The sequence below is a fragment of the Acinetobacter sp. 40AMC3-4 genome (assembly GCF_049898185.1).
Classification (GTDB): Bacteria; Pseudomonadota; Gammaproteobacteria; order Pseudomonadales; family Moraxellaceae; genus Acinetobacter.
Map to the genome: position 1 here is coordinate 61,727 of NZ_JAFCXG010000001.1, position 18,319 is coordinate 80,045.

Here is an 18,319-nt window from a genome sequence, read left to right on the forward strand (position 1 = left end):
AATTAATAGCATCACATATCGAGAAACCGCGATTTTAGCCATCGCGGTTTTTGTTATTTAAGTATGAAAATACTACAGTTGCTGCACCTTGCTTTTTAAGGTTTCCATTTGTTCAATCATATGTTTAATCATCAACTGGGAAACGCGTGAAATTTGGCGTTTAGGCGCCACACACAAGGCAATGGTCAGCGGATGCAGTCCTTTTTCAGAGATAGGTTTAAAGACCACTTCATCTCGCTCGACATAGGGTAAAACATCGAGATAACTAAAAATTCCAATCCCGGAATTCGCCTTAATGAGAGTATTCATCAGGCGGATATCATTCGATTCCGTTTTACGTGCAGGTATAAATTGATGATGTTTATACAGTGCCTGTACATAATCATGAATAATCAGGGGGTCGGCCGGAATAAAATGGTTGTCATTCAAGGTATCTGAAAAATAAATCTTTTCTGCTTGAGCAAAAGGATGAGACTTACCCATCACAAAACCTAAAGGCAGTTCCAGAAAGTGCAGGACTTCAATATGTTGATGGGATTTCGGATTCAGGATCAGGCCAAAATCCAGTTCTGCCTCAATCACTTTTTTGGCTACGATTTCACTGTCTGCGACCCGGATATTAAAATTAATCCAGGGATAATGTTCATACATATATTGCACGGACTGCATGACAAAACCATCATTTAAGGCAGAAATTAAACCGAATTCGATGGTCCCACGCGTAAGCCCCTGAATTTCATCAAAGCGAATCCGGGTTTGCTGGAATTCTTTTTGCCATTTTAAAACATCGGCATAGAGTAATTCACCCGCCAGTGTCAGTTTTAAACCATGGGGCAAACGCTCAAATAACACAATTCCCAGTTCTTCTTCAGCCAAAGCAATTTGCCGATGTACTGCAGACACGGAAATGAATAATTGATCTGCGGCCTTGCGTAAACTTCCCGTTTTCGCCACCGCGATAAAATATTCTGAAAATCGGGAAAAAGGCGTATTCATTAATTTAGTCAAGCGAAGAACCACCTTTTATTCATATCAATATTTGAGATAAACGTGTTTATGCGAGTTTTATGCCAAAGAAGGCAGCTTTAATCGGCAAGTACATTTGTACATGGTTGATGTGTTCTAATTTCAAGAATGAATAGTACGAATCATTCTAATAGACAGAATGACAATAAATTCAGTAATTTCAATCATAAGCAAAGCCAAAATTGCACAGTTATGCACTGTTCAAGGCCTGTAAAAAGAGACCATCCACAGTAAGAATATAGGTTTGATATGAACGCCATTCCAGTCATCAATTTATTCAACAAACCCTGCTATAGCCAGTTTGATGATCAGGACTGGGACATTCTGGCTCGTCACTGGTATCCGGTTGCACGGATTCAGGACGTTTCTACCCAACCGCAACAAGTAACCCTGCTTGATGTCAAACTTGCACTGTATAAAACAGACAGTGGTGCAATTCACCTGGTTCGTGATCTCTGTCCACACCGGGGCGTACCCTTAACCAAAGGCTGGGTTTCGGGTGAAAATCTGGTCTGTCCTTATCATGGCTTACACTACAATGGCCAGGGAAAATGTATCAAAATTCCTGCACAACCCGAGCTGACCAACATTTCTGAGCGCTTTTCTCTGACCAAATTTCCAGTAGTGCAAAAATATGGCTTGATCTGGACCAGTATTTTTGGCCGTGACGAAGCAAAAGCCAATTTTCCTGTTTTAGATACCTGGGAGATGCCAGATCATCAGGCAATTTTACCGCCGTTTTTGGATATTGCCGGTTCGAGTGGCCGTCAACTGGAAGGCTTTATTGATGTTGCACATTTTGCCTGGGTTCATCAGGGTTCTTTCGCAGATCCTGAAAATCAGGTTGTACCCAAATACACGACAGAACGTACAAATTACGGCCTGCATACCGAATATGTCAGCAGTGTCAGCAACTATCCACATGGTATGCAAGATCTGGCACCGGAAGGCTTTTTGTGGAAACGTGTATTTGATGTCTATCCACCGTTTTCTGCGGTGCTAACTGTACATTTCCCAGAACAGGGACAATTAAAAATTCTCAATGCCTGTTGTCCGGTCTCACACAATAAAACCCGTTTATTTGTACCACTGACACGCAACTTCGATACCACAGGAGATTTACAGGCGGTATATGACTTCAATGCACAAATTTTTGCCGAAGATCAGGACATGGTAGAAAGCCAAAAACCTGAAGAATTACCGCTCGATATTTCTATGGAAGCGCATTTTGAAGCAGATCGCTCTTCAACGACCTATCGTCGAATCTTAGCCGAGTGGGGATTAAGTAAACGTTATATTGTCTAATATATTTTAAAATTTAAAAATATGGATTAAATTTTAAATAGAAACCCTATATTTCAATATAGTGGTTTTTATTTATATTATTTTTGAATGATCAAAATATTATTTATATGTCCTTATTTCTTAATTAAAATTGATTAATATTTTCAAAATTTGGAAATTAAATAAATCAATCCAGGCAAGCTCCGATTAGAGATTTCCAACCTCCTTCAATGAGGAGAGAAAATAAAAATATCTACAGAACATCATCCTTTCGGCGTATTACAAGCTAAACCTAACTATAAAAAAACTATTAATATATTTAAATATTAATGATTTATATCTAAAAAAATCCCATTCCCTCAATGAGTCTCAATACATGGTTCTATCATTTTAATTTATCTTTGCTCATGAAAAATATGAAGCTTGGATTAAAAAAGGAATGCGCAAATTTAAGGCATTTTATTTTATCGCACCACTAATAAGCAAAAATAAAAAATAAATCCATTTGATAAATTAAACCCCCTATCAATCATAAAATAAGCTTTTATAAATTTAATATCATTACGCCTTAATTAAATTATAAAAACAAAAAACATTTTATTTTAAAACCCTATTTCTATTATTTTTATAAAAACTGGAATGCTTATTGCTAATTATATCTTGAACAGACTGAGCACATTTGCGTGAAGTCATTTTAAAGCATGTGTTGCATGACACAGAACAACCAAGAGCAGAATAGAATGAAAGAAAAAAATAGCTTGAAAACCGGATTGAAAAAATTGGTAGGGGTATTAATGGCAAGTGGTGTAATGGGCATGGCCGCTGTCGCCAATGTTCAGGCCCAAGATAAAGCCGCATTTGTTTATATTGGCCCAACCAGCGACCATGGCTGGACCTATTCTCACGATCAGGGCCGGATTAAGGCTGAAAAAACCCTCGCAGGAAAATATAAAACCTCTTATATCGAAAATGTCCCTGAAACAGCAGATGCCGAACGTGTGATCCGCAACCTGGCACAACAAGGCAATAAAGTCATTTTTGCGACTTCGTTTGGTTATATGAATGCAATGGAGAAAGTATCCAAGCAATTTCCCAATACAGTATTTATGCATGCAACCGGTTATAAGCAGGGCAAAAACTTAGGGGTCTACGATGTCCGTACCTATGAAGGTGCTTATATGCTGGGTGTGGTCGCAGGGCAAAAAACCAAAAATAATGTTTTGGGTGTAGTTGCGTCTTTTCCGATTCCTGAAGTTATCCGTAATATCAATGCCTATACCCTCGGTGCACAAAGTGTAAATCCAAAAATTAAAACCAAAGTCATTTGGGTGAATTCATGGTTTAACCCGGGCAAAGAACGTGATGCAGCCTTGGCTTTGATTGCTCAAGGCGCAGATGTGCTGATGCAAAATACCGATTCTCCAGCAGTGGTACAGGCGGCTGAACAAAAAGGTGTCTTTGCTTTTGGCTGGGATTCTGACATGAGCAAATTTGGCCCTAAAGCGCATCTTGCTGCATCGGTTTTACATTGGGAAAAAATTTATACTCCGGTAATGACGCAAGTCAGCAAGAAAACCTGGAAACCAAGTGCAATGTGGTATGGCGTAAAACAAAAAGCCGTTGATATCGAAAGCTTTGGTCCTTCAGTGTCGGCAGCCTCTAAAGCAAAAGCGCTCAGCGTACGTGATGGCATTTTAAAAGGCACACTGCATCCATTTACCGGCCCGATTCATAAACAGGATGGCACATTGGTCTTGGCAAAGGGCAAGCGCCTAGATGATGCGGCACTAAGCAAAATGAATTACTACGTGAAGGGCGTAGAGGGTTCATTACCGAAATAAAGCTTTGTCATTTTGCAATTCAAAAAACTTTAAATACTTTGATGTACTTTCCCGCATCCATCTGAATGCCTGCACGCTTCAGATGGATGCCGCACTGTCACAGCATTGAATAGGGCACTGATGATGACCTCTCAAGACGATAGATCTGCTCATGCGCAAGAGTTGAACGCACGTTCTTCTTCAGGTGTACCGCGTTTACAGCTCATCAATATCTGTAAAAGTTACAATTCATTGAAAGCGAATGACCAGATACATTTAACCGTTCAACCTGGGCAAATTCATGCCATTTTGGGTGAAAATGGTGCTGGCAAAAGTACCCTGATGAAAATCATTTATGGGGCAACCAAGGCCAATCAAGGACAAATCCTCTGGAACGGTAAAGAAGTTCATATTGATAACCCGTCGATGGCAAGAAAACTCGGGATTGGCATGGTCTATCAGCATTTCTCTTTATTTGAAACCTTGACCGTAGTGGAAAATATTTTGCTGGGACTGGATGAAAAGATTCATTTAAAAGTCCTGAGCCAAAAAATTATTGAAGTTTCAGAACAATATGGTTTACCGATTGATCCACGCCGCGAAGTACATTCTTTATCGGTAGGTGAGCGGCAACGTGTCGAAATTATTCGCTGCCTTTTGCAAAATCCCGCTTTAATCATTTTAGATGAACCGACTTCAGTATTGACACCACAAGCGGTACGGCAACTGTTTAAAACTTTACGGTTATTGGCCTCCCAAGGCGTTTCAATTTTATATATCAGTCATAAATTACACGAGATCAAAGAACTCTGTGATGAAGCGACCATCTTACGCAATGGCCGTGTCACCGGAAATGTTAATCCCAAAGACAACAGTACTAGTGATTTAGCACGCTTAATGATTGGCCGTGATTTACCGACCTATGTACGCCCTGAATATACAGGTGAAAAACAGATATTATTCCAGGTTGAGAATCTCAATTACCAGTCCGACGACCCATTTGGTGTGTCGCTGAAAAATATCAATTTAAATATTTTTGCCGGTGAAATTGTAGGAATTTCCGGGATTTCTGGCAATGGGCAAGCAGAATTACTGTCTTTATTGTCGGGTGAAAATAGCCTGAAACATGGCCGGATGGTTCTGGATCAAATCGATATTTCCCGATTCAGTTCTGGACAACGGCGTGATTTGGGCCTGGGCTTTGTCCCTGAAGAACGTCTGGGCCGAGGAGCAGTCCCGAACATGACACTGTCCCAGAATACCTTGCTGACCGCATTTCGGCAGAACCTAACGCAATGGGGATTAATCAAGTTTGCACAATGTAAGCTTTTTGCCGAGCACTGTATTGAAAAATTCGGGGTGAAAGCCAGTGGCCCAGAGGCAGAAGCACGTTCCTTGTCCGGTGGAAATCTACAAAAATTTATTGTCGGCCGGGAAATTTTGCAAAACCCGAAATTCCTGATTGTGGCTCAACCGACCTGGGGCGTTGATGTGGGCGCGTCCATGTTTATCCGGCAAACCCTGATTGATCTCTCTCGACAAGGTGTTGCCATTTTGGTGATTTCAGAAGAATTAGAAGAGCTGTTTGAAATCAGTGATCGTCTCTGCGTGTTGGCCAATGGTGAACTATCTCCAGCGATACCTACTCATGAAACCAATACTGAAAATGTTGGAATCTTGATGTCAGGCATTCCAGGCCATGACACTGCGATCATAGTAGAGGAGCAGCAAGCTCATGCTTAATATAACAAAAAAACAAATATACAGGTTGAGAGGAGAGCGACATGCATTTACTGGAACCGCGTGAACATCCCTCTCAAATCATGAAGTGGCTTTCACCGCTCATTGCGCTGCTAGCCATGCTGATTGTCGGTAGTATTCTGTTTTTAATGTTGGGGATTAATCCCGCGCAAGCCATGTACATCTTCTTTATTGAACCGCTGACGTCGTCTTATGGCTGGAGTGAACTGGCAGTGAAAGCCGGGCCTCTGATTCTGATTGCCTTGGGACTGGCGGTCGGATTCCGGGCGAAATTATTCAATATCGGTGCTGAAGGTCAGCTCACCATGGGCGCGATTTTTGGCGGTGGTATTGCGATTTTATTTCATGATCACATCGGCTGCTGGATTCTCCCGTTAATGATCGTTATGGGCGCACTTGGTGGGGCACTCTGGGGTGCAATTCCTGCCTTACTGAAAACCCATTTTAATGCTGAAGAAACCCTGACCACCCTGATGATGAATTATGTCGCAGTATGTGTGTTGCTGTACCTAGTCAATGGTCCCTGGCGTGATCCGGAAGGGATGAACTTCCCTCAATCGGTGGTTTTTAGTGAGAGTGCGACGCTGCCATTTATTGTAGAAGGCACACGCATTAATACCTCTATTTTTATCACTTTTTTTGCAGTCCTTCTGTTCTGGGTTTTTATGCGTAAAAGTCTGACGGCCTATAAACTGGAAGTCAGCGGTCAGGCACCTTTAGCTGCCAAATACGCAGGTTTTTCTTCCTCCAAAGCGATCTGGATGAGTCTGGTGATTTCCGGGATGATGGCAGGTATTGCCGGAATCTGTGAAGTGGCTGGACCTATTGGTCAGCTGAATCCGAACCTGTCCCCAGGTTATGGCTATGCAGCGATTATCGTGGCCTATCTAGGGCGTTTAAACCCCATCGGTATTGTGCTGTCAGGCTGTTTTATGGCGCTGATTTATCTGGGCGGCGAAATGGCACAAATGCAGTTGCAGCTTCCGGTCGCGATTACCGGTATTTTCCAGGGCCTGCTGTTATTTTTCCTGTTGGCTTCCGATGCATTAATTGAAAACCGTTACCGGTTTAGCAAAAAAATGGTGCCACCGGTCCCTCAGTCCACAGCAACCACCCTCTAACCCAATGTTGTCTACAGCAAAAGGAAGCATGATATGGCTTTAGAAATAACTGCAATTCTTGCAGGTACTGTTGCAGCAGCAACACCACTGATTTTCGCAGGTCTGGGGGAATTGGTCACACAGCGGACAGGTGTGATTAATCTTGGAGTAGAAGGGATGATGCTGGTCGGTGCAATTGCAGGTTTTGCTTTTGCTGCGCAATATGATGCCAGTGTATTAAGTGCCTTATTGATGGGTGGTCTGGCAGGCATGCTGATGGCCCTGATTTTTGCCTTTTTTACCTTGTCTTTAAGTACCAATCAATCCGCGTGCGGTTTGGCTTTAACCATTTTTGGACTCGGTATCTCTGCATTTTTGGGACAGAACTACGTCAGTATGGCTTTACCGGGTCTGGCTAATTTTAATATTCCACTATTAGCGGATATTCCAGTATTGGGTCCGATTTTGTTCCAGCAAAACTATGTGGTTTATCTGTCAATCTTGGTCTTCTTTCTGGTGTGGTTTGTCTTGGCCAAAACCCGTTTGGGCTTATTGCTTAAAGCAGTCGGAGAATCACCGGAAAGTGCGCATGCCATGGGTTATCACGTGTTGGCGATTCGTTATGGCGCAGTGCTATTTGGCGGTTTGATGGCAGGGGTTGGCGGAGCATTTTTATCGACCGTATATACCCCGATGTGGATTGAAAATATGGTGGCAGGCCGCGGCTGGATTGCCATTGCACTGGTAGTATTTGCGGTGTGGAAACCAACACGTTTAATGCTCGGCGCTTACCTGTTTGGGGGCGTAACCATTTTGCAATTTCACGCCCAGGCGCTTGGAATCAAGGTGCCGAACGAGCTGCTTGCCGCATTGCCCTATATAGCCACCATTGTGGTACTGGTCATGATTTCACGGAATAAAAAAGTACTCAAAATGAATTTGCCATCTTCTTTAGGCAAAACCTTCGTGCCATAACCGCAGCCATTCATCATAAATAGAATAGATTTGAGTATAAATCATGAAAATTTTAACAGCTTCCTATGTCCTTACCATGAACACGCAGAATGAATGTATTAAAAATGGCGCGATACTGATTGATGGTGACAAAATAAAAGCAGTGGGTACATTGAGTTAACCCAATGCTATCCAGAGGTGCTCATTGAGGATTACCCACAAACGATCCTGATGCCGGGCTTGATCAATACCCATTGTCATTCCGGTTTATTGCGTGGTACGGCTGAAGGATTACCGGTTTGGGATTGGTTACAGCAGTATATTGACCCGATGCACCGGGTGTTGACACCAGAGGATGCGAAAATCGCCTCCTATTTATGTTATGCTGAGGCACTATTGTCGGGAACGACCACCATCGTTGATATGTGGCGTTATATGGACGGAAGTGCTGAAGCTGCGCAAGCATTGGGAATTCGTGCCGTTCTCGTACCCTATGTCGCAGAGCATCCGGATCACAATTATTTTGAAACCTTAAAAAGTAATGAGGCTTTAATCAACCGTTGGCATCAGCAGGCGAATGGACGTATTCAGGTTTGGGTAGGTTTAGAGCACCTGTTTTATGCTGAAGCTTCAGCATTAAGCCGTATTGAGAAACTTTGTCAGGATTATCAAACCGGTTTTCATACTCATAGCAATGAAAGCCAATTTGATGTACAGGAAAACCTGCGCCGTTCAGGCATTCGCCCGATTGAAAGTCTGCAAAAGCTAGGCTTGCTAGATCTGCCTAAAACCCTGTTGGCACATTGCGTCTGGGCAGATGCAAATGAAATTCAGATTTTAAGGCAACATGCGGTCGGTGTCGCCCATAACCCGATTTCCAATATGAAATTGGCCTCCGGTGCAGCCCCTGTGGTTGAAATGCTACGCCAAGGCATTGCGGTGGGTCTGGGTACTGATGGAGAAAAAGAAAACAATAACCTGGATCTATTTGAAGAAATGAAAACGGCATCATTATTGGCCAAGTTTTCGAATTTAGATGCGGCTGCCCTGGATACCTGGTCAGTCTGTCAAATGGCTACGATTACAGGAGCTAAAGCCTTGGGTATGCAAGATGAAATTGGTTCATTGGAAGTCGGCAAACAGGCCGACCTGATTGCGGTGAAACTGGATACACCGCGGATGACGCCTTTGATTGATCATAGAAAATTATTTAATTTGCATACCAATTTAGTCCATGCAGTTCAAGGCCAAGATGTCGTGATGACGATGGTGGCGGGACAGATTGTGGTTAAAAATGGCCGTTTGATCAATGCCGATTTACAGGCTCTAATTGATCAAGTGAATCAGGCGGCGCCACGCTTGTTTGAACGTCGTGATCAGTGGTTTGCAAAGCAGGGGCAAACGGTGAATGAATTACAGCGGGAAGAATTTTAAGATTTACGTGGATGTTGAGGTTATTCATTGATAGTGGGGTGACCTCAGACGCCTTTCTAACGAATGATTTAAATGAAATTAAACAGAGTGAATAGACTGATATTTTCTAATCTTTAGATGAGTTTCATTCATTCACTTCTAAATTGCATCTAATAAGCTATAAAACCATTCTTTGAATTTACCCCTTTGCATCTCTATATTGGGGTGATAGGAGCTGTAGCGGTCAGCCTGTTCTGTGTGTATAGCCTGTTTCAACAAAAACAAGATATTGGATCTACCACTGAACTGGCTTTTTTGATGACTTATATCATTGGCGCTATTTGTGTGTGGAATATCCCACTGGCTGCAGGGATGGCGGTTCTACTCACGATTATCCTGATGGGCAAACAGACATTGCATCAATTTGCCGGAAAAACGATCCAAAGCTATGAGTTAAGAGATGGCTTACTTTTATTGGCTTTGATATTGATTGCGTTGCCGGTCATGCCCAATAAGCCCTTGTGGGGCGCCGTACTGAATCCCTATATCATCCTTAAACTACTCATTTTAATCTTGATTGTGCAGTCCATGGCACATGTGGCAAAACGAATCCTATCCAATGATAAGGCTCTCATTTTATCTGCCTTAGCCTCGGGATTTGTCTCCAGTACGGCCACGATTGCCAGTTTGGGCATGCAAGTCCGATCCGGGCGGGCCAGTGCAAAATTAAATGCAGGCGCCGGATTGATTTCCTGTATTGCCACCTTATTACAGCTCTTGCTGATTGTTCTGGGAGTGAGCGTAGAGTGGTTCAAGTTCCTGCTGATTCCGAGTTTGGTGGGGATCGGAATTTTATGTATTGCAGCCGGATTCTTGATTTATCGAACTCCCCAAGCGGATAACAGTACGACCATCAATGAAATACAAGAAATTGATAGCCGAATGTTCAGTATCAAAGAAGCGGTGATTATTGCGGTCAGTTTGACCTTAATCCAGGCCGGGATTTACGGCGCAAATCTTTTACTGGGAGATAGCGGCTTAATTTTAGGTACTTTTTTAGCCTCTTTATTTGAAGTGCATGCTGCTGTAGCAGGTGTAGTGATACAAGGAAATCCTCACAACCTGACTTTAATTTATGCTGTCATGATTGGACTTGCGGCACATGCGGTGTCTAAAAGTATCAATTCTTTTGTGACCGGGGGATGGAAGTTTTTTCTGTATTTTGCGCCTAGCCAGATTCTACATATGTTAGGACTTATCTTTATTCTTCTGAGTTTGAAATAAAGAAGAGCGGGTTTGCATATATTATGAAATGATCCAATCATTTTAAGTCATTTTTAAGATTCAGATTCTAGGCTAAAGCATCTTAAAGTCTTTGAGCCACGGATCATGCTGAAGCTGTTTTCCCATTCGTCTTCTTTTAGTCAGCGACCTAAAAAGTCGATTAGTCTTTCAGGCTTCAACATGTTGCTGGCTATGTGGCTGGGATTGATCCTAAACTTTGCTTTCTATCAAAAAATTCATGAATTTACGCCTTATGCCAATCTAAAAGCAGGTCTGTTACTGGTCGCTACGGCACTGATCATTATTGCGTTTTACAACCTGGTATTACAGTGGCTGAACTGGAAATGGAACGCCAAAATACTGGCCAGTGTCTTGATCATTCTGGGTGGCTTTAGTGCTTATTTTGTCAATAGTCTGGGGGTCGTTATTACGCCTGACCAGATCCAGAATATGCTGCAAACCGATGCCCGTGAAGTTCGAGATCTCTGGTCAATGCGACTGGTGATCTGGACACTGGTGTTTGTAATTTTTCCACTTTTTATCATCTGGATGCTTAAAATTCAGCCTGCATCGCTTGGGCATCAGCTGGTGCATAAAAGCCTGAGCAGTGTAGTCTCACTCGGACTGATTCTAGGTTTATTGTTCTGTTTCTATGTCGATTATGCCGCCATCTTCCGTGAGCACCGCGATCTGAAGGGTATGCTTTCTCCACAAAATAGCATCGCGTCCACCTTATCCTATTATAAAAAGAAAGCACCTAAAGCGAATTTACCTTTGGTGGCTTTTGGCGAAGATGCTCATCTGTTACAGCAGGCCCAAATGCAGGATCATCCCAAATTGATGGTGCTAGTTGTTGGAGAAACTGCACGTGCCGAGAGTTTTGCTTTAAATGGCTATGCGCGCAATACCAATCCTGAACTGAGCAAGTTAGCGGTGATTAATTTCAATCAGGTGAGCTCTTGTGGAACTGCAACTGCCGTTTCAGTGCCTTGTATGTTTTCGGGCATGTCACGTGAAACCTATGATGAACAGCTAGCCAGCCACCGTGAAGGTTTGCTGGATATTGCTCAGCGCGCCGGATATCAGGTGACCTGGATTGATAATAACTCAGGCTGTAAAGGTGCCTGTGACCGGGTACAAAAGTATCAGATTCCGGCACAACTGAAACAGAAGTGGTGTGATGCTGGTGGTGAATGTTTTGATGAAATCCTGGTGGATAGCCTGAAAGATTATCTGGCGCATCTGGATAAAAACAACCCGAAACCACAATTAATTGTACTGCATCAGATGGGCAGTCATGGCCCCGCATATTTCAAGCGTTCCAAAGCGCCATATCAGCCATTTCAACCGACCTGTAAGACCAATGCCATTCAGGGCTGCAGTACAGAAGAATTAAAGAATAGCTATGATAATTCGATTGTATATACAGACCATGTTCTTGCCCAGATCATTGAAACTTTAAAGCAGCAGACTCAATATCAGACCGGTTTCTGGTACCTGTCTGATCATGGAGAATCTACCGGAGAGCATGGTTTATACCTGCATGGTACACCTTATAGTATGGCACCGACCCAGCAAACCCATGTCCCGATGCTGATGTGGTTCTCCGATGCCTGGAAGCAGCAGAATACCCAGCAAGTCAGCTGTCTTAAAGCACAGACCGGACAGGCCCGTAGTCAAGATCATCTTTTCCCCAGTTTATTAAGTATGCTGGATATAAAAACGCAAGTGACTGAAGCTAAAAATGATATGCTTGCACAATGCTCACCATCATTAAAGAACAGAGCTTGAAATGCATAAAATACTGATTATTGAAGATGACTTTATGATTGCCGAGTCGACTGAAACATTGCTCAAGCTGCATCAGTTTGATGTGTACTGGGTCAATAATGGGATTGAGGGTTTAAAACAGTTACAGCAGCAGGTCTACGATATTGTCCTGCTCGATTTAGGCTTGCCGATGATGGATGGCATGCTGGTGCTAAAAAATATCCGGCAGAAGTTTCCAAATTTACCGGTACTGATTATCTCCGCCCGGGACCAATTACAAAACCGGGTGGATGGGCTGAATCAGGGAGCAGATGATTACTTGATTAAACCCTATGAATTTGACGAGCTGCTGGCCCGTATTCATGCCTTGCTGCGACGTAGTAGCTTAAAAAACACCGGGATAGACATTAATAAGAAGTTATCACACAGTGGACTGGAACTGGATCTGGAACAGCACATCGCATGCTTTAATGGTGAACCGATCGAGTTGTCTAATCGGGAGTGGTCTATTCTCACGGCACTCCTCATGCATCCTAGCAAAATTTTTTCTAAAAATGATCTGGAAGACAAGCTTTATGATTTTGACAGTGATGTCAGCAGTAATACGGTGGAAGTCTATATCCATCATCTGCGGGCAAAACTAGGAAAAGACTTCATACGTACCATACGTGGGCTAGGGTATCGCTTAGGATGAGCACCATGCAAAAACGTTATTCCTTGCAAAAACGTCTGGTTATTTATATTTCATTATTTAGCGTGGTACTGGGCTGTGTGCTAATCTTTGCAGCATACCGGATTGCGCTCGAAGAAATTAATGAAGTACTGGATAAACAGATGCAAACTCTGGCAGAACGTATTTCAGAAAATCATCCGCAACCCTTACAAAGTCAAATCGATCTGGCAAAACAGTACAGTGAAGAAGATTTATTTGTAGATATCTGGTCCTATACAGATACAGCCACTTCCTTGCATCCGCAGGATGTTCTGGTGGCGCCGGTCAGGAAAGCAGGTTTCTACAAGCATCAAACGCCGTATGGAACCTGGTTAACTTATATTATTCCTGGTAAGCAATTACAGATTCAGGTGAGCCAGCAGCAAAATGTCCGGCAGGAACTGGCGCTGGAGCTGGCAGCCAATATGTTTCTTCCTTATGTGCTTTTTTTACCTTTTGCAGTATTTGGCTTAGGCTGGATGATCCGGAAAAACTTTCAGCCGCTCAATGATTTTAAAACTGAATTGGCCAGCCGCAAGGCACAAGACTTAAAGCCAATTGCAATGAAAGATTATCCCTTGGAGCTGGAACCGACCATTCAGGAAATGAATTATTTGTTTGGCCGCATTTCTCTGGCCCAACAGGAACAACGTCAATTTGTAGCAGATTCTGCCCATGAATTACGCACGCCACTGACAGCACTAAACTTACAGCTGCAAATTTTGCTACAGCAGTTCCCTCAAAGCGAGTCTATCCATAATTTGAGTCAAGGCATTTTGCGTATGCAGCATCTGGTCAACCAGTTATTGAGTCTGGCAAAACAGGATGTGACCGAAGGTTTAAGCGAACCTGTTCAATTGCTATCACTGAATCAAATGACAGTCACCTGTATCGAAGAACTAATTCAATTGGCGCTACAGAAAGACATTGATTTGGGCGTAGAACAGCAACAGGAACTGCAGATTCAGGGCCAGGTTTCAGCTTTGCACTCGATTATTTATAATTTAATTGATAATGCAATTAAATACAGTCCGAAGGATGGCGTGATTAATGTATCTATTTTCCAGCAAGGACGGCAGGCGGTTTTACAAATTGAAGACAGTGGGGCAGGGATAGATCCTGCTCAATTCAATCAGATCCGGCAACGCTTCTACCGGATACATAACCATGCAGAAATTGGCAGCGGTTTGGGTTTATCCATTGTAGATAAAGCCACCGAGCGCTTGGGTGGAACACTAGAATTTTCGCGAAGTACCAATCTGAGTGGCCTTTGTGTACAGGTCAAGCTTCCTTTAATCGAAGCCTAAGCGAATAAGCTTCTGGTTTTTTTGGAGTTAAGGTTGCCTGATACTAGAGAGTATAGGAGTGGTCTTTTCTATGGGTAGTTTATGGCTAAACAGCGTATAGCCAATGACATTCATGCACCAGATAATCCAGCCAGTCCATAAATTATGACTCAGGAAATGTGCTCCGCGCATCATTTGTGCCCAGCCCATGGTCAACCCTAAAATTACTGCAGCGATCAGAAGAAAATAAGCACGCTTGCGGTTAGAAATGCGATAAACAAAATAACCAGCCATCAACGCAAAACCACTAGATGCATGCCCTCCAGGAAAACAGTGGCCCGCAGTAGCACTAAAATCCCACAAAATCCCGTTATGGGTAGGTATGGTCATATCCCAGGGACAGGCATGGGCCGACTGAGATTTTAAAATTCCGATCGAGGCCGTGGTCAGCACCACCATGCTAAAGAAATAGCCAAATTCCCAGCGCCGCGTATGCCAGTTCTGCCATTTTAGTGATGCCAACCAGGCCAGTAATAATGTGATATACACCAGAATCAGCAGGTCTTTCACATAGCGATGATTGAGTTCTGCCAGTGCCCATTGTTGTCGAAGGGGAAATTGACCCTGATCATCGATAAAGGGATAGATGAGCTGTAAGTCCAGCACTCCTCCAATGTCAAAGAAGTTGAGAAGAATCAAAAAACTGAAGATCAAAAGTAAAGTTTGGGTCAGTAAAAACCGGGAACGGTCAGTGATCATTTTTAAGTTGTCCATTTCAGGCAGTAGCAAGAGCAGAGGTCAAATCAAATGACCAGCCAAAATGATGCCCCAGGTCAGAGCAATTAAACTGAGTGCTACAAACTGAGCCGCACTGCCCATATCCTTGGCATTTTTAGACAGTTCATGCCGTTCCATGGAAATACGGTCTACCACTGCCTCTATCGCTGAGTTAATCAGTTCAATGATCAACGCCAGTAGGCATACGGCGACCATCAGCGCTTGCTCAACTCGGCTAACTGGCATCCAAAAGCTTAGAGGAATCAAAATAAGATTAATCAGCAGGATCTGCCGGAAGGCGGCCTCATTTTGAAAGGCGGTTTTAAAACCAGCCATGGAATAACGGGTCGCATTAAAAATACGCTGCGTTCCTGAGGTGCCTTTATAAGGTGATCGGTAGGAAGACATAAAGCAGATTCAGTCAATAGAGAGATAGGAATAACTTAAATTTTCAATCTTAAAATGCTCTTAAAAAAACCGGCCGTTCTCTGGATTTTTTATACACATAGCTTTTACATTCTTTTGCACAAAATTAAGAATTTTTTAAGTTTGGACTTCTATCTTGAGTAGCAAGTTAATTTCGTGGTGTGAGCCAAATGATCAAGTTTAGTTTTGATCCTTATTTATCTAGTCAGATTCACTTTCTAAATACATATTTCAAGCAGCCTGAATATAAAAAACAAATCAATCACAATAAATTTTTACTACAAGTACCTCCGGCGTATCCGGTAATTTCAGCACAGGATCAATCGCTACATTTGACGGTCAAAACTGTAGAACAAAGTGAGACACCTGAACGCCGTAGCCTGGAAAATTTTATTCAGGAAAAATATCAGCAAGTCCATCAGGCCACTGTATCGAGCTTCTCTTCGACCCTGTTTGCCGGTTATCACGGAGCCGAGATGCAGGTGGTGATTGGTATGCAGTATTTAAATCAATTTAATGCCTTTCTGGAACAGTATCTCGATGAACCCGTTGAAAACATATTAAGCAAACTGAGCCAGACCAGGGTCAGCCGAGACAAAGTAGTAGAAATTGGCAATCTGACAGCACTAGATATGGACAAAGCCAAACTGATGGTGGCCTTTCTGGTTTTTCATCTCTCGCAGCAACACATCGAATGGGCAGTATGTACCGGAACAACTGCAGTACGTTATGTGTTGCAACAGATGGGATTACGTTTTCATGTGCTTGAAAAGGCTGATCCGCAAGTCCTTGGAGAGGCACAACGCCTGTGGGGCAGTTATTACCAGCAGAAACCTTATGTGCTGGCGATTGATGTGGCAGAAGCCCTACAAGTCGCTCGTCAACTTTATCAATTTAGTCATTAAAGCATTTTGCTTGATCAGCGAGGCACAGAATTTAAATGATGACTGCTTTATTTGAACGTATCAACCTGCAAGCACGACAATATCCGCAACGAGAAGCGGTAGTCACCGCACAGGCAACGCTGAACTATGCGGAACTACAACGGCGGATAGAATTATTGAGTGTCAGTTTCAAGCAGCTTAATCTGCGCCATCTGGCCTTGTGGGGCATAAATAGTATAGACTGGATTGTAGTCGATCTTGCCGCACAAAAAGCCGGCATGACCGTGATTCCGGTGCCTCTATTTTTTACTGCAGCGCAGGTACGGCATCTGCTTTCTGACAGCCGAACCGAGCTGCTCTGTATTCTGGATGAATCTTTCTCTGCACCAGAATGGCTGTTAAATCTAGCTAAAGACATGAGTAGAGATGAGATTTCCATTACTGGCCAGCTACATGCACGCTTTTTTCAGCTAGAGCAGGCAGTACAGTATTCATCTTCTTTACAAACCCAGCAACCGGCAAAAATCACCTATACCTCGGGCAGTACCGGGACACCGAAAGGCGTGTGTCTGGCTGAAGACACCATTGAGTCTATTACTCATTCACTGAGCCAGGCACTGGCCAGCAGTCAGCTTGGACGGCATTTGTGCCTGATTCCATTTGCCACCTTATTAGAAAATATTGCCGGCATTTATGTCGCACTGAGCATGGGACGCGCCGTAATTGTTGGCGAGGTGAGCCAGTTTGGCCTGACATCTAATCATACTTTTGAGACAGAGCGGTTTGTAAATGCAGTGCAGAGCGTCTGCTAAATCCCACAATAAAGTATCAGCCCAGTTTTATTGGGCTGGACTGATTAATTCAATTTTCTTCTAAAAATTTCAAAATTCACTTTTATGGACAAGGAAGATATGAACTTATTGTTAGGTGTATCGGATTTAACATAATATACATTATACGAAATACGATTGATATACTCATATAAGTCATTCACCATATACTTTTATAGCTGCTGCTCAAGCAACTTCAGCGTTAAAGCACTTCAAATTCAATCCGACGATTTTTCTTGCGACCCTCAGCTGTTGTATTCTCCGCCACAGGCTTACTTGAACCTAAACCTTCAGTACTGAGCAAATGCGACGGAATATTTTTTGCGATTAAATAAGCTTTCACTGCTTGTGCACGTTGCTGACTCAACATGAGATTTTGATTAGTATCGCCTGAACTATCCGTATGTCCAATAATCCGGATCTTTTTGCCGCTAACCTTATTTAAGGCACTGACCATTTCATCCAGAATCTGTATCCCTGAGGTTGCTAATACTGCACTGCCAGATTCAAATTCAATAATCCGGTTTTTTAATGCAGCATCAATAATCTGCTGTTCTGCCTGATTGACTGAAAGCTGTGTATTTAAACGATAGTTTACAGGTATTAAACCCTGAAATTTTACTGTAGTACCATGAATTTCATCAGGATTTGACACTTTACCCGTTAGCTGAATATCAGAACCTTTAACCGTTAACGTTCCCTGTTTAACCTTTTTAAGGTCTTCATTAATCACATCAGTGACTATATTCGACCAATCCGTTGGTGCTACTACTTGACGAATCTGAATGCGATCTACCACATTTTCCTGACCATAAGTTGAATATAATTTTGTTAAGATAGCCTGCTTACTACTGTTATTCGGTACATTACCTTCAGCAATTACAGGTTGTGCATGCACTTTTAATCCAAATAAAAAACACAATAAGACAATGATTTTATTTGACTTTATTAATTTTAAATATTTGATTTTAATTTTCATTTTATGCTTCTAT

General features: G+C 42.7%; 14 protein-coding genes and 2 pseudogenes. 12 read left to right on the top strand and 4 right to left on the bottom strand.

Annotation, left to right across the window (positions count from 1 at the left end):
* Positions 1 to 72 precede the first annotated feature (72 nt).
* Entirely contained in the window at positions 73 to 996 is a 924-nt protein-coding gene (locus tag ACP7BU_RS00270) for a LysR family transcriptional regulator (RefSeq protein WP_425878592.1), read from the bottom strand.
* Positions 997 to 1,275: 279 nt separating this feature from the next.
* Here ACP7BU_RS00270 and ACP7BU_RS00275 point away from each other — a divergent pair, with 279 nt between their 5' ends.
* From ACP7BU_RS00275 to ACP7BU_RS00320, 10 genes and pseudogenes are all read left to right on the top strand, one after another.
* Complete coding sequence (locus ACP7BU_RS00275) at positions 1,276 to 2,331, top strand: Rieske 2Fe-2S domain-containing protein (RefSeq protein WP_425878368.1); 1,056 nt, start codon at positions 1,276 to 1,278, stop codon at positions 2,329 to 2,331.
* A gap of 719 nt (positions 2,332 to 3,050) precedes the next feature.
* On the top strand, positions 3,051 to 4,151 hold the full coding sequence (locus ACP7BU_RS00280) for a BMP family ABC transporter substrate-binding protein (protein ID WP_253114744.1): 1,101 nt from the start codon (positions 3,051 to 3,053) through the stop codon (positions 4,149 to 4,151).
* Between the two features lie 120 nt (positions 4,152 to 4,271).
* A complete protein-coding gene (locus tag ACP7BU_RS00285; RefSeq protein WP_425878365.1) occupies positions 4,272 to 5,873 on the top strand; it encodes an ABC transporter ATP-binding protein in 1,602 nt (533 codons plus the stop codon).
* Positions 5,874 to 5,914: 41 nt separating this feature from the next.
* On the top strand, positions 5,915 to 7,012 hold the full coding sequence (locus ACP7BU_RS00290) for an ABC transporter permease (RefSeq protein ID WP_312585064.1): 1,098 nt from the start codon (positions 5,915 to 5,917) through the stop codon (positions 7,010 to 7,012).
* A 33-nt stretch (positions 7,013 to 7,045) separates the two neighbouring features.
* Positions 7,046 to 7,966: an ABC transporter permease gene (locus ACP7BU_RS00295; protein ID WP_004729775.1), complete on the top strand. Its 921-nt coding sequence runs from the start codon at positions 7,046 to 7,048 to the stop codon at positions 7,964 to 7,966.
* Between the two features lie 43 nt (positions 7,967 to 8,009).
* Positions 8,010 to 9,379, top strand: a pseudogene (locus ACP7BU_RS00300) (amidohydrolase family protein).
* 186 nt (positions 9,380 to 9,565) lie between these two features.
* A pseudogene (locus ACP7BU_RS00305) lies at positions 9,566 to 10,642 on the top strand (DUF4010 domain-containing protein); the annotation flags it as partial.
* A gap of 105 nt (positions 10,643 to 10,747) precedes the next feature.
* Positions 10,748 to 12,433, top strand: coding sequence for a phosphoethanolamine transferase (locus tag ACP7BU_RS00310; RefSeq protein WP_425878362.1), 1,686 nt, complete (start codon positions 10,748 to 10,750; stop codon positions 12,431 to 12,433).
* Between the two features lies 1 nt (position 12,434).
* On the top strand, positions 12,435 to 13,106 hold the full coding sequence (locus ACP7BU_RS00315) for a response regulator transcription factor (RefSeq protein WP_425878360.1): 672 nt from the start codon (positions 12,435 to 12,437) through the stop codon (positions 13,104 to 13,106).
* 5 nt (positions 13,107 to 13,111) lie between these two features.
* Entirely contained in the window at positions 13,112 to 14,431 is a 1,320-nt protein-coding gene (locus ACP7BU_RS00320; protein WP_425878358.1) for a sensor histidine kinase, read from the top strand.
* A gap of 27 nt (positions 14,432 to 14,458) precedes the next feature.
* Here the strand turns inward: ACP7BU_RS00320 and ACP7BU_RS00325 are convergent, their stop codons facing one another.
* Together ACP7BU_RS00325 and ACP7BU_RS00330 are read right to left on the bottom strand one after the other, a co-directional pair.
* Complete coding sequence (locus ACP7BU_RS00325; protein WP_425878356.1) at positions 14,459 to 15,169, bottom strand: phosphatase PAP2 family protein; 711 nt, start codon at positions 15,167 to 15,169, stop codon at positions 14,459 to 14,461.
* Positions 15,170 to 15,208: 39 nt separating this feature from the next.
* Complete coding sequence (locus tag ACP7BU_RS00330) at positions 15,209 to 15,595, bottom strand: diacylglycerol kinase (RefSeq protein WP_005107001.1); 387 nt, start codon at positions 15,593 to 15,595, stop codon at positions 15,209 to 15,211.
* A gap of 188 nt (positions 15,596 to 15,783) precedes the next feature.
* Here ACP7BU_RS00330 and ACP7BU_RS00335 point away from each other — a divergent pair, with 188 nt between their 5' ends.
* Together ACP7BU_RS00335 and ACP7BU_RS00340 are read left to right on the top strand one after the other, a co-directional pair.
* Entirely contained in the window at positions 15,784 to 16,518 is a 735-nt protein-coding gene (locus ACP7BU_RS00335) for a thermostable hemolysin (RefSeq protein WP_425878354.1), read from the top strand.
* 35 nt (positions 16,519 to 16,553) lie between these two features.
* Positions 16,554 to 17,309, top strand: coding sequence for an AMP-binding protein (locus tag ACP7BU_RS00340; RefSeq protein ID WP_425878352.1), 756 nt, complete (start codon positions 16,554 to 16,556; stop codon positions 17,307 to 17,309).
* Between the two features lie 220 nt (positions 17,310 to 17,529).
* On the opposite strand, the gene ACP7BU_RS00345 is transcribed toward ACP7BU_RS00340, so the two are convergent.
* The gene (locus ACP7BU_RS00345) at positions 17,530 to 18,306 is read right to left on the bottom strand and encodes an OmpA family protein (protein WP_425878350.1); all 777 of its coding nucleotides are present in this window, start codon (positions 18,304 to 18,306) and stop codon (positions 17,530 to 17,532) included.
* Between the last annotated feature and the right edge of the window lie 13 nt (positions 18,307 to 18,319).

What these genes read in the sequence shown, in the direction of transcription:
- ACP7BU_RS00345 (WP_425878350.1), bottom strand. Translation starts at nt 18,306, where the DNA reads ATGAAAATTAAAATCAAATATTTAAAATTAATAAAGTCAAATAAAATC.
- ACP7BU_RS00280 (WP_253114744.1), top strand. Translation starts at nt 3,051, where the DNA reads ATGAAAGAAAAAAATAGCTTGAAAACCGGATTGAAAAAATTGGTAGGG.
- ACP7BU_RS00270 (WP_425878592.1), bottom strand. Translation starts at nt 996, where the DNA reads ATGAATACGCCTTTTTCCCGATTTTCAGAATATTTTATCGCGGTGGCG.
- ACP7BU_RS00310 (WP_425878362.1), top strand. Translation starts at nt 10,748, where the DNA reads ATGCTGAAGCTGTTTTCCCATTCGTCTTCTTTTAGTCAGCGACCTAAA.
- ACP7BU_RS00330 (WP_005107001.1), bottom strand. Translation starts at nt 15,595, where the DNA reads ATGTCTTCCTACCGATCACCTTATAAAGGCACCTCAGGAACGCAGCGT.
- ACP7BU_RS00290 (WP_312585064.1), top strand. Translation starts at nt 5,915, where the DNA reads ATGCATTTACTGGAACCGCGTGAACATCCCTCTCAAATCATGAAGTGG.
- ACP7BU_RS00285 (WP_425878365.1), top strand. Translation starts at nt 4,272, where the DNA reads ATGATGACCTCTCAAGACGATAGATCTGCTCATGCGCAAGAGTTGAAC.
- ACP7BU_RS00340 (WP_425878352.1), top strand. Translation starts at nt 16,554, where the DNA reads ATGATGACTGCTTTATTTGAACGTATCAACCTGCAAGCACGACAATAT.
- ACP7BU_RS00335 (WP_425878354.1), top strand. Translation starts at nt 15,784, where the DNA reads ATGATCAAGTTTAGTTTTGATCCTTATTTATCTAGTCAGATTCACTTT.
- ACP7BU_RS00275 (WP_425878368.1), top strand. Translation starts at nt 1,276, where the DNA reads ATGAACGCCATTCCAGTCATCAATTTATTCAACAAACCCTGCTATAGC.
- ACP7BU_RS00315 (WP_425878360.1), top strand. Translation starts at nt 12,435, where the DNA reads ATGCATAAAATACTGATTATTGAAGATGACTTTATGATTGCCGAGTCG.
- ACP7BU_RS00320 (WP_425878358.1), top strand. Translation starts at nt 13,112, where the DNA reads ATGCAAAAACGTTATTCCTTGCAAAAACGTCTGGTTATTTATATTTCA.
- ACP7BU_RS00295 (WP_004729775.1), top strand. Translation starts at nt 7,046, where the DNA reads ATGGCTTTAGAAATAACTGCAATTCTTGCAGGTACTGTTGCAGCAGCA.
- ACP7BU_RS00325 (WP_425878356.1), bottom strand. Translation starts at nt 15,169, where the DNA reads ATGATCACTGACCGTTCCCGGTTTTTACTGACCCAAACTTTACTTTTG.